The 12,387-nt window shown below is 57.0% G+C and carries 14 protein-coding genes and 1 pseudogene; 5 read left to right on the plus strand and 10 right to left on the minus strand.

Going from position 1 to position 12,387, the window contains the following annotated elements:
• Positions 1 to 5: 5 nt before the first annotated feature.
• From ACW5XD_RS17935 to ACW5XD_RS17970, 8 genes are all read right to left on the minus strand, one after another.
• Positions 6 to 320, minus strand: coding sequence for a phage holin, lambda family (locus ACW5XD_RS17935; protein ID WP_456496034.1), 315 nt, complete (start codon positions 318 to 320; stop codon positions 6 to 8).
• A gap of 3 nt (positions 321 to 323) precedes the next feature.
• Positions 324 to 785 carry a phage protein gene (locus ACW5XD_RS17940; protein WP_456496035.1) on the minus strand — a complete coding sequence of 154 codons (462 nt, stop codon included), beginning with the start codon at positions 783 to 785 and terminating at the stop codon, positions 324 to 326.
• Entirely contained in the window at positions 782 to 1,930 is a 1,149-nt protein-coding gene (locus ACW5XD_RS17945) for a DUF2586 domain-containing protein (RefSeq protein WP_456496036.1), read from the minus strand. The genes ACW5XD_RS17940 and ACW5XD_RS17945 overlap by 4 nt, the downstream gene beginning before the upstream one ends.
• An 11-nt stretch (positions 1,931 to 1,941) precedes the next feature.
• The gene (locus tag ACW5XD_RS17950) at positions 1,942 to 2,433 is read right to left on the minus strand and encodes a phage tail protein (protein WP_456496037.1); all 492 of its coding nucleotides are present in this window, start codon (positions 2,431 to 2,433) and stop codon (positions 1,942 to 1,944) included.
• Positions 2,430 to 2,891, minus strand: a complete 462-nt coding sequence (locus tag ACW5XD_RS17955; protein WP_456496038.1) for a head completion/stabilization protein — start codon at positions 2,889 to 2,891, stop codon at positions 2,430 to 2,432. The genes ACW5XD_RS17950 and ACW5XD_RS17955 overlap by 4 nt, the downstream gene beginning before the upstream one ends.
• A gap of 119 nt (positions 2,892 to 3,010) precedes the next feature.
• Entirely contained in the window at positions 3,011 to 3,697 is a 687-nt protein-coding gene (gene gpM, locus ACW5XD_RS17960) for a phage terminase small subunit (RefSeq protein WP_456496039.1), read from the minus strand.
• A 38-nt stretch (positions 3,698 to 3,735) separates the two neighbouring features.
• Positions 3,736 to 4,791, minus strand: coding sequence for a phage major capsid protein, P2 family (locus ACW5XD_RS17965; RefSeq protein ID WP_456496040.1), 1,056 nt, complete (start codon positions 4,789 to 4,791; stop codon positions 3,736 to 3,738).
• A gap of 9 nt (positions 4,792 to 4,800) precedes the next feature.
• On the minus strand, positions 4,801 to 5,709 hold the full coding sequence (locus ACW5XD_RS17970; RefSeq protein WP_456496041.1) for a GPO family capsid scaffolding protein: 909 nt from the start codon (positions 5,707 to 5,709) through the stop codon (positions 4,801 to 4,803).
• 180 nt (positions 5,710 to 5,889) lie between these two features.
• Between ACW5XD_RS17970 and ACW5XD_RS17975 the strand changes: the two are divergent.
• The 3 genes and pseudogenes from ACW5XD_RS17975 to ACW5XD_RS17985 form a co-directional block, all read left to right on the plus strand.
• Positions 5,890 to 7,692 (plus strand): annotated as a pseudogene (locus tag ACW5XD_RS17975) (terminase large subunit domain-containing protein); the annotation flags it as partial.
• Positions 7,693 to 7,798: 106 nt separating this feature from the next.
• Positions 7,799 to 8,752, plus strand: coding sequence for a phage portal protein (locus ACW5XD_RS17980; protein ID WP_456496042.1), 954 nt, complete (start codon positions 7,799 to 7,801; stop codon positions 8,750 to 8,752).
• 55 nt (positions 8,753 to 8,807) lie between these two features.
• Positions 8,808 to 9,062: an ogr/Delta-like zinc finger family protein gene (locus ACW5XD_RS17985; RefSeq protein ID WP_456496043.1), complete on the plus strand. Its 255-nt coding sequence runs from the start codon at positions 8,808 to 8,810 to the stop codon at positions 9,060 to 9,062.
• A 31-nt stretch (positions 9,063 to 9,093) separates the two neighbouring features.
• Here ACW5XD_RS17985 and ACW5XD_RS17990 read toward each other — a convergent pair whose 3' ends face one another.
• Positions 9,094 to 9,372, minus strand: coding sequence for a hypothetical protein (locus ACW5XD_RS17990; protein ID WP_456496044.1), 279 nt, complete (start codon positions 9,370 to 9,372; stop codon positions 9,094 to 9,096).
• 267 nt (positions 9,373 to 9,639) lie between these two features.
• Here ACW5XD_RS17990 and ACW5XD_RS17995 point away from each other — a divergent pair, with 267 nt between their 5' ends.
• Positions 9,640 to 9,834 (plus strand): hypothetical protein, encoded by a 195-nt coding sequence (locus ACW5XD_RS17995; RefSeq protein WP_456496045.1) that lies wholly within the window; start codon positions 9,640 to 9,642, stop codon positions 9,832 to 9,834.
• Between the two features lie 40 nt (positions 9,835 to 9,874).
• Positions 9,875 to 10,267: a DUF2158 domain-containing protein gene (locus ACW5XD_RS18000; RefSeq protein ID WP_456496046.1), complete on the plus strand. Its 393-nt coding sequence runs from the start codon at positions 9,875 to 9,877 to the stop codon at positions 10,265 to 10,267.
• 239 nt (positions 10,268 to 10,506) lie between these two features.
• Here ACW5XD_RS18000 and ACW5XD_RS18005 read toward each other — a convergent pair whose 3' ends face one another.
• Positions 10,507 to 12,147 (minus strand): methyl-accepting chemotaxis protein, encoded by a 1,641-nt coding sequence (locus tag ACW5XD_RS18005; RefSeq protein ID WP_456496047.1) that lies wholly within the window; start codon positions 12,145 to 12,147, stop codon positions 10,507 to 10,509.
• Positions 12,148 to 12,387 lie beyond the last annotated feature (240 nt).

Genomic DNA, 12,387 nt, shown 5'->3' on the forward strand with positions numbered 1-12,387 from the left:
GAGGCTTACTCCTTTACGTTGTTGCTGAGCAACTGTGTAGCCGCGCCGCGCAGGGTATCGACCCCAAGCAGGCCGACCATGCCGCCGACAAAGCCACCGGCCTGATCGGGGATCCCTATCCAGGCAAACCCACTGCTGGCCGCCAGGGTGATGGCGCCACACAGCAGCATTTCCAGGGTGCGGGCGCGGCCGGTGCCGCCGCCGTAGGTGATGCGTAGCCAGGCGGTTAACACGGCCAGTGCCACGGCGTAGACGGTCGGCCAGTGCGCGGCGAGCCAGGTGGCCAGGCTCTCCCAGAGCGCGGTGTCTCGATACGGCATCGGTTACCCCAGCAGGTGGCGGGTGTCGTCATCGGACAGGTACGGGATCCCGTTGATGTGCACGAACTCGGGTGAGGTGACCAGGCCCTTGACCTTGTGCACCAGTGCGCTGCCGCCCTGGGAGTCCGAGTCGAGCAGGTCGGTCATGATGAGCTTCACGCCGAACACCTCGATTTTGAGCTCCTCGCCGCCGGTGCTCGCGTAGAACAGGCAATCATCGGGCTCGATGCCGCGAAAGCTGCCGTGGCTTCTGGCCGCATCGAGCAGGAATCTGAGGTACTTGGTGGTGAACTCGTATTCAACCTCGGCCGTCACATCGCCATCGACAAAGCCATCCGGCACACCGCCAGTGGGGGAGACGGCGGTGTTGTCGGTGATGGTGAGAGTCACCTTGTTGGCCTGCACATCGACCCCGAGTAGGGTCACGTCGATGTTCATGCCGGAAATGCGTTTGCTGCCGCTCATGCGCTTGCCTCCGTATTCAGACTGGTGTCGAGGATGATGTTGATGGAGATACCTTTGGGACAATCGACGGTGCGCACCACCACGTAGATGGACACCTTGGTTTTACTGACCCAGGTGATGGTGATATCGCCGTCACGGGGCGGGCTGATATCGCCCGGGAACGGCTGGCCGTTGATGGTGGTGACTCGCGACATGGCGCGCAGCGGCTTGCCCAGATAGACGATGTTGGCGGCGGTGGACTGCGGGGTGGAGTTGAAACTGCGATCCCCCAGGCGCGGGATGGCAATCAGGCGCATCCGGCGGCTGACCTGGTAGGCGACCCGCAGGTTTTCAATGACCTGGTAATCGCCGCCCTCGGCATCGAGCTGCATGCCATCGGACCAGTACACGCCGTCATAGTCGGGGTACCAGATAGGCACCGACAGCCGGTTGGTGGAAAGCGTCACCAGGGTGGCCAGCTGCAGTACGATGCCGTCCATGTCGACCGGGGTATCACCAAGACCGACCAGAGCACCAGTTTTGACCCGGCACGGGCTGTCGGCGACGCTCACGGCCCGGTTGCACAGGCGGCCGGCATAGATGCCGATGAGGTTGGGCCAGAGCATGGGCACCAGGCCCACGGAGGGCGCGGCGATGCCATCTTGCAGGGTGGTCAGCTCGGCCTCGTAATCGGCCCAGCCTTGGGCCAGCAGGGTCTCATCCTCGGCGTCGTCTTCTGCCCGGATGCTAGGTACCGCCAGCAGCATGATGGTCCAGCGCGAGAAGGTGGCCAGCAGCTCTTTGTTGAGCGCCTCGGCGGCGTTGATGGCCGCTTCATCCCACACTTGCTCGAGCACCACCACGGCTTCAAACGATTGGGTGGCCTGAGCGGCGCGCACCGCGTCCATCCAATCCATGTCGGTGGGCAGCACAAAGGCGGCCGCCGTCCAGTTCTGGCCGGCGTTGTCACGGGCCGCCGTGAGGTTGATTTTCAGCGGGGTATCCACGGTACCGAGGGCCGCATCAAAATCGGTCTGGGCGTTGACGCTGAGCAGCTTGCCGGTGTTGGTGGCGCCGCTGCCGATAAAAAGAAAGTGCCGCTCAATCTCGGCGGTCTCGCCCTGCATCTGGTTGAGGTTGTTGACCTCGACAAAGGGAACGGTCATAGGGACTCCTGTTAATCGTGGGCAATGCTCACGGTGATATCGGCGTCGGTGGCCACCCACACTTCATAGGGGGCGACGGTCCAGCGTTGGCCCTGCCAGTGAATGAGGCCATCCACATCGGGGACCAGGGAAAGTGGCTCGATAAAGTCCACGGTCAGCTCCATGTCGGCAGTGTGTTCATCCTGCGGGGTGACGGTGTAACTCGGGTCGTCTAAGCCGCGCATGTCGCGGTCCTGGTCGTGCTCTTGCACCCAGGCCGCCGCCACCGCCAGTAACATGGCCGGGTCGACCAGGCGAAACGGCAGACCCTCAACGGTGAACACTGCCTGATAGCTGAGCCAGGCCACGATGACCCCACCGCTGCCCATGTTCTTGGGCTCAAGTTTGACCGTGCCGCTTTCCATCCAGCTGTCGAGTTGCTTGTGCAGGTTGTCTGGCAGCACCCGCCTGAACTCGGCATGCAGGGCATGCAGGAACGCGCCTTGTGCCAATGGCGGGGTCATATCAGCACGGCCCCGGTGCGGCGCTTGCCCTTGATGGCCCGGATGGCCTGCTGGCTTTCGGCCAGCAGCTGCTCGCGGGTGTCCACGCTGCGCTCGTTGAGGTTGTTGGCGGCATCGCGCTCGGTGGTACTGGCGAACTCCGGCAGCATGGCGGCCTTGGCGCGGGCAAACACGGCGCACAGATAGAGTTCGGTCAGGGCGTTGTTTCCGCCCTGGATGCTGATGCCGGGCACGTCCTTGGCGGTTTCATAGCCCGCCACTCGCAGCGTGTCCTGATAGCGGGCCAACTGCAGGTTGATTTCACTGGCCGCTGCCAGCAAGGCGGCGGTGATGGCGCCCGGGTCTTGTTCTGCCGGCACGGCGCGGCGCTTTTCAAAGTCCGCCGCGCTGATGTCAGGCCAAAAGCCGTCATTGGTGATGACGTCTGCGCTGTAAGTGATATCGCCGCCTGCAAACATGCTGATCTCGCCTTAACGTGTCGTAACGAATGGGGCGCCCCTGAAGCCACGAAATTGAGCGCAAGGCGAACCTGGGTTGCCAGGCTCATTCCCGCCGGGGCGCGGTGGCGTGGGAGTCGTTATGTGGACTCAAGTGCCCGCAGGCGCATCGCAATCTTCTGGCGCAAGGTGCCCACCCCAATCTTGCGGTGGGTCTTGTCTGCCAATGCCAGCCAGTGGTCGGCCTGCTCCAGGGTGGCGCTGTCAGCCAGCGCACTGGGGCGGGGCACCCCGTCTTTGTCTCGAAGCAGCAGGCAGCCGGCTAGCTTGTACCACTTGGCTGTGGCCTGTTCGTTCAAGCGCCACTGTCCGCGCACCTTGTCAAAAATGCGGGAGAACCAGGGCTCGACGGCGTGCCCCGTGGCAGCTTGCTCCTCGGCCCAGGCCAACACGGTGTCGGCGGTAAAGTGCGCCCAGTCGCGCTTGATGTTGCTCGGCGTGCGCTGGTTCTGCTCGATGGCCAGCAGTGCCCAGTTGATGGCGGTGTCCAGATCGCCCACGTCAAAGGCCCAGATGATCAGCCGTTGAAACAAGGCGTTTTGATACACAGTGCCCTGGGTGGCCAGCGCCAGGTATGACTCGACATAGGGCCGGTATTTGGGCAGCAGCTCGGTGCGTTTCATCGCCACCTTGTCACTGACCCGGGCCAGCGCTTTGAGCCGAACCATGTCCTGCTCCAGCGCGATGAGCTGCAGGTGCAGGCTGTTGGCCACCATGCCGGTGGCCTGGCCGGTCACGGCTGCCTTTTCAGCGGCCTGGGTCGCCATGATCCGCTGTCGATGCTTAAGCGCCGGGGACAACATGATTAACCCTCAGCGGGCGGTGGCTCAGGGCGCGGGCCAATCTCGATATCCGCTGGCTCGTAGCCTGCAAACGCCTCGTAATCGGGGATCGCGTAGCCTTCCATGCGCCAGTACTGGTTATCAAAGCTCAGGGTGTCCTGGTTGTTCTTGGCGCTGCGCTGGCGGGTGCCACGCTGGGTGTAGATGTGCAGGTTTGCCAGGCGGGTGACCACCATGCCGTTGGCCGGGAAGAACGGTGGCACAAAGGCACGGCGGCCAGCGACTGACTTGGCCAGGTCTTGCGCGGCCTTTTGCTCGCTCGGCTTGGTGGCCTCGCTGTAGAGCTGGTGCTGCGCTGCCGCCATCAGCCCGGAGCCGACCAGTACCACTAAGCCGGTGTCGGTGCGGTGCGCCGGGTGGATAGTGGCATTGATGAGATCGGAGGCCATGGCATCCAGGGTGGCAAAATCCCCTGCGCCATCCGGGTCGAAATAGAGCTTGTCACCGGCATCGGCGGCCACAATCTGGCTACCGCCGTGCCACTCACGGGCGAGCTGGTACCAGCCTTTATTGATGTCTTCGCCCAGCGGGTTGGTGGCGGGATCGGTGTCGTCGGCGGTCTCGATGCCGTTCCAGCCGATGCGCAGCATGTCCAGGCCAAAGGACTTGGTGACAAAGTCATTCATGCGGCGGACAAATTCGCCGTCGCTGCCGGCGTTAGCCCAAGTGCAGAGGGTGGCCCAGTCGAGCGAGGCGCACGAATCGACCGACACCAGCTCGTAGCTGTCACCATCCACGCCGAGCTTGCGCTTGAAGCGCCCGCCCTTGACGCGGCCGGTGTAGAGGCCACCGATGCCGGTTTGCACCACCTGGCCTTTGACCTGATCCACATCCACACAGGTGATGAGGCTCAGAAAGTCGGTGGCCTCGAGCAGGGCGTCACGAAAGCTGGTCTCTACCGGATCAGTGACACTGAACAGGTTGGCGAGATCGGGCAGGGGTACGCCGAACGATTCAGAGAGGACCGAGAAATATTGGGTGATGCGCTCTCGGGCAAGCGGGGTCAGGTTTTGTGACATGGTGAGTCCTTAAAATGCCTTGAGCTTGGTGTCTTTGCCGCCAAGCTGGCCTGGGCGCTGGCCCGGCACCTCGGCGGAGAAGGCGTCGATTTTCTGATTGAGGGTGTCGAACTTCTCACCCAGCCCTTTGAGGGTGTCATTGAGCGCAGTGAACTGGGCGCCGTCGTCGGCTTGGTTGTCATCGCCTCCCTTCGCGTCCGATTTATCCGGATCGGTGGTGGGCACGTCTTTGCCCAGGGCATCCAGCTTGGTGCTAAATGACGCAACCGCGGTGCCCAGGCCTGTGAGGGTGTCGTTTAAGGCGGTGAATTGTTCGTCTTTCATATCATCGGTTTCCTCGTCGGGGACGGTGTGGGGTTCCTGCCGAGTGGACGCTGGGGCGTCACCGGGGCCGGCGAGGAAGCGGAAAAACTGTTGGGCCAGGTTGGGGCGCATCTGCGCTTGGGGCTCGGCAGTGAAGCCGGACAAGTCCAGTGGCATGCTCTGTCCCACCAGGCGGTGGGGGTGCTTGGCGGAAAACTTGAGCATGGTGGTGCCAGTGCTGGCGGGCAGGTCGGTGACCCCCAGCCCGAACAGGTAGGTTTTGCCGGTGCTGGCGAAATTTTCCCAGGGTTCGATGGAGCAAAACTTCATCTGGCCGCGAGAGTTGGAATAGATGAGATCGCGGGTTGGGCTCAGCACCGCAAACAGGGTCATCTTGCCGTCGACAGTGTCACTCTTGAGTGCCTGTACGTGGCCCATGTTCTCGGCGTAGTGGATGTGCTCAGGCCAGAGCTGGGCGCAATAGAACTCGGGGTCGTAGGTCTCGGCCATGTCGGTTATCCACTGCGCCGAAATGAGGCGCCCGTCGATGGATTCGCCTTCGGTGGCGATGGCCACCCAGCCGGTGCGCAGTGATGAGTCTGTCGGAGTTGGCACAGCGGCCCCCTGTTGCGTCGAATTGGTGTCAGGTTATCGGGGCGGGGTAGGGGGAGCACTCACATGCGTTCGGGTGATTTCGGATAGAGAGGGTTATCCGAACTCATCCGAATGAAGGCGGCGGGATGCGTCAGCCGCGCTCAGTATCATGGCCCTCAGAGATGACACTGAGGGGCGTTCGTGGCCTATACCGAAGAGATACGAAAAGCGGCAAAGCGGCTTTACCTGGCACGCTGCACCCCCCGGGAGATCATGCGTGAGCTGGGATTGGGTAGCGTGCGGGTGGTGTACCTGTGGGCCGAAAAGGATAGTTGGGCGGCCCTGCTTGGTGATGAGGCGATCGAAGATGCCATTGATCGGCGAGTGCAGGCCCTGCTCAAGCGTGAAAAGAAAACTGCCGGCGAGCTGGAGGAGCTGCACGGTCTTATCAATCAGCACGTCAAACTCAAAGAGCAAGCCGCCAAGCTCAAAGAGCGAGAGGTTGCACTCAACGCCCGCCAACAAGATGAGACTGCGGGCGGCCACGCTACGCAGGCTGAGGGTGGGGGTCGGCCGGGTGAGCGAAAGGCGGGTAAGAAGGGCGGCAAAAAGGCCAAGAACTGGGTAGGTGACCTGGGTCCCGACGATTTTGCCGGCTGGCTGGCCTCGCTCTATCCCCATCAGTTATATGTGCGGGATGTCAAAAATGATCCGGCCATGCCGCGCACTCGCAACATCCTCAAAGCCCGTCAGATCGGCATGACCTACTACTTTGCCGGCGAGGCGCTGGAAGATGCGGTGCTGACCGGTGGTAACCAGATATTCCTGTCGGCCACCCGCGCCCAGGCGGAGATCTTCCGCGCCTACATCATCAGCCTGGCACGTACCTTCCTCGGGGTTGAGCTCACCGGCAACCCGATTGTGCTGTCCAACGGCGCCACCCTGGTGTTTTGCTCAACCAGTGCCAACAGTGCCCAGAGCTACACCGGTAATTTCTACGCCGACGAGTATTTCTGGATCCGTAACTTCAAGGCAGTTACCGACGTGGCCACCGGCATGGGCACACAAGCGCGCTGGCGTAAAACCTACTTCTCGACTCCGTCCAGCAAGGCCCACGGCGGTTATCGGCTGTGGACCGGGGACGACTGGAAGGGCAAAGATCCGGCGCGCCAGGCGATGGACTTCCCGACCGATACCGAGCTGCGCGATGGGGGCCGTGTCTGCCCGGACCGGGTATGGCGCTACATCATGACGCTGGAAGATGTGGTGACAGCTGGCTTTGACATGATCGACATCGAGGCGCTGCGTGAAGAGACCGCTGTTGAGGTGTTTGATCACCTCTACATGTGCGAGTTCGTTGACGATGAAGCCTCGGTGTTCAAGTTTCAGCACATGGAGCGGGCCGGCACTGAGATCAGTAACTGGAACGACTACACCCAGGGACTGCCCGAGCCCTTTGGCAAGCGGGAGGTGTGGCTGGGGTACGACCCGAGCCGAACCCGCGACAACGCCACCCTGGTGGTGGTTGCCCCACCGCTGTTCCCTGGCGAGAAATTCCGGGTGCTGGAGAAGCATTTCTGGCGCGGGATGAACTTTCGCTATCAGGCTGGCGAGATAGAGAAGATCGCCAAGAAGTTTCGGGTGACGTATTTGGGGATCGACGTGTCCGGCGTAGGCAGTGGGGTCTATGACCTGCTGCAGCCGGTGTTCAAGTCCACCATTACCCCGATTAACTACAACGTCGAGAGCAAGGCTCGACTGGTCCTCAAGATGGTGGACGTGGTCGAGTCAAACCGTATCGAGTGGGATCAGGAAGATACCGAGATCCCGCTCGCCTTCATGAGTATCAAGCGCAGCACCACCGGTGGCGGTCAGATGACGTTCAGGGCATCGCGCAGCAGTGAGACCGGCCACGCCGACGTGTTCTTTGCCATCGCTCACGCAGTGGACAACGAGCCGCTCGATACGTCGCGCCGGCGTAAATCCACCTGGGCTATCAGCCAACGAGGAACACATGAGCCGCAAACAGCGCTTTCATCAGCGGGCCCAGCGGCCCATCCCATCCAATGTGGTCAGCGCCCGCTCGGCAGTGACCTTTTCTATTCCGGAAATGGTGGATCCCACAGCCTGGATGACCGACTACACAGACGTGTTTTACAGCCCGTGGGGGGAATACTACATGCCGCCGCTCGATCGGCATGGCCTGGCCAAGGTGGCGCGCGCCAATGCACACCATGGCGCCATTTTGATGGCGCGGCGCAACATGGTGTCGGGTCGGTTCATCAGTACCGAGGGCGTGCCCCGAGAGGTGATCACCGCCTTTGTGCATAACCTGCTGCAGTTCGGGGATGGGGCACTGCTCAAACTGCGCAATGGCTTTGGCCAGGTGGTGGGGCTGCACCCACTGTCAGGGTTATATCTGCGCCGCTGCCCTGAAGGGGATTTTTTGATGCTGGAGCGCGACGGCAATCACAAGCGCTACCCCGCGCGGGACATCATCTGGCTGGCCCAATACGATCCGGTGCAGCAGGTCTATGGCCAGCCCGATTACTTGGGCGGGTTGCAGTCGGCCTTGCTCAACCAGGATGCCACCCTGTTTCGGCGCAAGTATTTCCTCAATGGCGCCCACATGGGCTTTATCTTCTACGCCACCGATCCGAACATGGACGATGAGCAGGAGGATGAAATGAAGGAGATGATCGCCAGCAGTAAAGGGGTCGGGAATTTTCGCTCGATGTTCGTCAACATCCCCAACGGCAAGCCGGACGGGATCAAGCTTATTCCGGTGGGGGACATTGCGACCAAGGACGAGTTTGCGGCCATCAAGGCAATCACCGCCCAGGATGTGCTGACGGCGCACCGGTTCCCGGCGGCATTGGCGGGTATTATCCCGGCGAACGGCAGCGGGGGGCTGGGCAACCCGGAGCAGTACGACCGGACCTATGCACGTAATGAAGTGATCCCGATGTGTGAACTGGTGGCGGATGCCATCAACGGGGCGGGCTTGCCGTCTCGGTTGCAGGTCAGTTTCAACCGCAGCCTGGAGGATGTCACTGCTGTGTGAAACCCCAACGGATGGTTATAATCGGGCGGAGTTATCGTCAGGGCAGGGGGGAAGTATGCGGGTATTTTGTCGGGAGTGTGGCGCGCTGGGGCGCATCACCAAAACGCACCGTCTGAGCCGGGATACATCGGATTTATATTGCCAGTGCACCGATGCGGAATGCGGACATAGCTGGGTGTCACAGATGTCGTACAGCCACCCATTGAGCCCATCGGGACGCACGACCAGCCAGTTGGCCTTGAGTCTTATCAACTCGCTTAGCCCGGATGGGCGGCAGATCCTGCAGCGAGAGCTTAACCTGGGACAGTAAAAGGGGGCGCATCGATGCGCCCCCTTTTGATTTACGGATCTAATCGCCAGCACCACAGATCATTAGGGTCGTTATCAGAGACGAGTAGCGTGCATTTGGGCAATGCTTTGAGCGCGATGTTAATTTCTGCCAAAGAAGGGATCGGGGAAGTCTGTCCACCATCTTCTTCACACCATTGAACGAACTCATCGGTCGTGAAGTTGTAGTGCCCTGATAGGGGATCATCAAGCTGGTTACAGGGGCATATAAACCAATTGTGAAAACCATACTGCAGCACTAACGTCGTCATCTTCTCTTGGTCCAAGTTCATGTATGCACCTCCATGTCTTCATTCCTTTGAATATAGATGCTCACTTGAAGCTCTGTCGTGTGTTGCTTGGCTATCACCAGAAAAAAGTGACAGACAGCGCTCGCTAGTCACTTTTTGTGACGCTATCGATGTATTGAACTGTTGACCTGAATTAATGTGAGAGGATTCAACCACGTACTTAATACCGCTACAGAGTAGGTGGTTATTTCTCATTTCACTGTATATTTGTACTGTGGCAGGAGTGATCAGATGTACTAGGGAGGGTGTGTGACAAACTACAAGCGGGGTGATGCTGTTATCCGCAAATTAGACAGCCAGGCTATGACGGTTGTTACCAAAGATGGGCATAAGATGTGGTGTGCTGTCGAAAATGATGCAGGCCTGTCTTACGGTGCATATGATGAGGATGAGATCGACATTCAGGCTAACTCAAAAGAGCCTTCGTTGAGTAGACCACTTTGATGCCGATAAAGTTAGTTATTGGCATAGTTAAGGATCGATGATGCAAAGATTCCAATATTTCTATCCTGGCCAGGTAGTGACACTCTCAAGTGGCGGCCAGCGTATGACCGTCAAACCGACGGTTGATGATAGCGATGAGGTTTACTGCACATGGTTCAATCTTGAACTGGGCGGAGAGCCTGTAGAATGGGCTTTCCCGAGTCATGTGTTGAGGTTGGAAGAAAATCAGGAACCACATGGCTATGCACCCACACGGTTTGAGCCAGGTCAGGTTGCGCAACTTCGTAGTGGTGGGCCGTCAATGACCGTTCTGGGTGTGCAGAGGGCTAATGGTATGTCTCATGTTACGTGCATATGGCTTGATAAGGACAACCGAAACCCTTTGTCAGTTTTATTTCCTTCTGAGACTCTTATCGCTGCACAGGCAGTTTAGAGCTAAGACCTAAGTATCGAGGGGCCTTCCGGCCTTGACGATGCACCGGTTCCCAACTGCGCTGGTTGGTATCATTCCGGCGAACGGTAGAGAGAGCTTAATCTTGAATAATAAAAGGGGCGCATCGATGCGCCCCCAAAGTAGCTGTAATTAGGACACCGGTTTGACTGTGGTGTCAGGTGATAACTAAATCTGTACAGCCGATTCGAGCAAAGATCTTTTTTAAATAAATAATTTATTTAAATGCGGAATTTCCTTACCACATCTTGTAACTGAGTAGCCAGATGGTTTAAGTCATTACATGCCTGCGCCATCTGTTTGGCGCCGGTGGCTACTTCTTCCGAAGCATGACTAATGTTAACCACATTACGGTTTAGTTCTTCACTTACCGCTCCTTGCTCTTCTGTGGCAGTGGCAATCTGGATATTCATTTGTGAAATACTACTGACAGAACCGCTAATCTCAGCTATTGATGTGCCAGCTTCACGTGCAGTATTAACCGTTTCCACCATCATATTTTGGCTTTGTTGCATGGTAATACCCGCTTCATTTGCGCGAAGCTGTAACTCAGAAATAATGCCATTAATTTGAGACGTAGAATCCTGAGTTCGCTTTGCCAAGGTTCTAACTTCATCGGCAACCACTGCAAAACCACGCCCCTGTTCACCAGCACGAGCTGCTTCGATCGCCGCATTAAGTGCCAGAAGGTTGGTTTGTTCAGCAATGCCCTGGATAACTTCCAATACCATCCCAATATTACGGCTATCTTCACCTAACTGGCGGATCACCACGGCAGTATTTTCAATGGCTCCTGCGACTTTCTCAATCCGCACAATAGAATCGTTCACTGTGTTGCTACCTTGCGCGGCAGTCGTACTTGCCTGTGTTGCAGCAGTAGCTGCGTCGTTAGTATTACGAGCGACCTCTTGCACTGTTGCTTGCATTTCATGCATTGCTGTTGCCAACTGATTCAATTCATGCTTTTGAGTTTCCATATTATGAGCAGATTGCAAAGCTACAGCACTAATTTCCTCAGCAGATGAACCGAGCTGAACAACAGAGCCGGAAACTTCATTGACCAAAGAGCGCAGGTTTTCTTGCATTACATTAAAGCCTTTCGCCAGCTGTCCCAGTTCATCCTGAGCAAAGGCCTTCATATCTAACTGGTTAGAAAGGTTGCCCTCAGATACCTGACGAGTTTGCTCAAGTAAAGTCATAATCGGATGACGGATTTGGCGGATCAACAGCAGCGCAACAATAACAACAAAGATGACAGTTCCAAGCCCTACTGCGATGTTCAGGTTACGAGCACTTTCATACAAAGTTTGGTTATGGGATGTCATTTCTGCTGCGATTCTATCATTTTCTTCTCGCAAGCTCATAGCTTTCTGCCCAGCTTGCTCAAGTGAGGATTTTGTTTCATTTTTGCGTAAGATTTGAATGCGATTTAGATCCCCTTGTTGCATAGCTGTCAGCAGTATTTCGTGGGATGAAAAATACTCATTGGCTTTCATGCTCAATTCTGAGAAGTCTTGTTTATCTCTCTCAGAGACAAATGAAAGTTGATTGTATGCTTGTTGTGCAGAATTAAATTCCTGCTTAGCCGTATCGTAACGTTGTGCACTTGTGTTAATTTCTGATTCATCACTATTGAGTGCGCCAATAATCATTGTTAGCTCTGCACGACGAGCATCTAACAAAGCTATGTGCATTTGACTTGATGCTCGAATAGAAGGAATCAGGTTTCCTGTTATCTCAGTAGTATCTCGATGCAGGGTTGAAAGTTGAGATACAGAAAACCAAGCAAGCATCAACACCATGAGGGCTAACATGGAGAAACCAGCTATTAATTTTTGTCCTATTGTCATATGTTTTAACATATTTATATACCTTTGGTTTACCCGTAAAAATTTAAAAATGTAAACAATGTCAATTCATCGACCTTGTTGGTAAAAACTTGAGTTTTTTTCATCGACTAATTCAATGTCAGGGTGACATAGTTCGGGCGTTGTTGCCAAAATCAGTTATGAAATGAATGTTTTTTCTGCTTTCGGTAGTGACAATACAAGAGCTTTCTAACAGGTAGTCTAAGAGGTAGGATTTACAACTTAGCAAATTGA

This window comes from Aeromonas enterica (assembly GCF_054052465.1).

Coding starts and splice junctions, on each gene's coding strand:
- ACW5XD_RS18005 (WP_456496047.1), bottom strand. CDS start 12,147: ATGTTAAAACATATGACAATAGGACAAAAATTAATAGCTGGTTTCTCC.
- ACW5XD_RS17980 (WP_456496042.1), top strand. CDS start 7,799: ATGGTGGATCCCACAGCCTGGATGACCGACTACACAGACGTGTTTTAC.
- ACW5XD_RS17985 (WP_456496043.1), top strand. CDS start 8,808: ATGCGGGTATTTTGTCGGGAGTGTGGCGCGCTGGGGCGCATCACCAAA.
- gpM (WP_456496039.1), bottom strand. CDS start 3,697: ATGGCGACCCAGGCCGCTGAAAAGGCAGCCGTGACCGGCCAGGCCACC.
- ACW5XD_RS17950 (WP_456496037.1), bottom strand. CDS start 2,433: ATGACCCCGCCATTGGCACAAGGCGCGTTCCTGCATGCCCTGCATGCC.
- ACW5XD_RS17965 (WP_456496040.1), bottom strand. CDS start 4,791: ATGTCACAAAACCTGACCCCGCTTGCCCGAGAGCGCATCACCCAATAT.
- ACW5XD_RS17945 (WP_456496036.1), bottom strand. CDS start 1,930: ATGACCGTTCCCTTTGTCGAGGTCAACAACCTCAACCAGATGCAGGGC.
- ACW5XD_RS17935 (WP_456496034.1), bottom strand. CDS start 320: ATGCCGTATCGAGACACCGCGCTCTGGGAGAGCCTGGCCACCTGGCTC.
- ACW5XD_RS17955 (WP_456496038.1), bottom strand. CDS start 2,891: ATGTTTGCAGGCGGCGATATCACTTACAGCGCAGACGTCATCACCAAT.
- ACW5XD_RS18000 (WP_456496046.1), top strand. CDS start 9,875: ATGCAAAGATTCCAATATTTCTATCCTGGCCAGGTAGTGACACTCTCA.
- ACW5XD_RS17940 (WP_456496035.1), bottom strand. CDS start 785: ATGAGCGGCAGCAAACGCATTTCCGGCATGAACATCGACGTGACCCTA.
- ACW5XD_RS17990 (WP_456496044.1), bottom strand. CDS start 9,372: ATGAACTTGGACCAAGAGAAGATGACGACGTTAGTGCTGCAGTATGGT.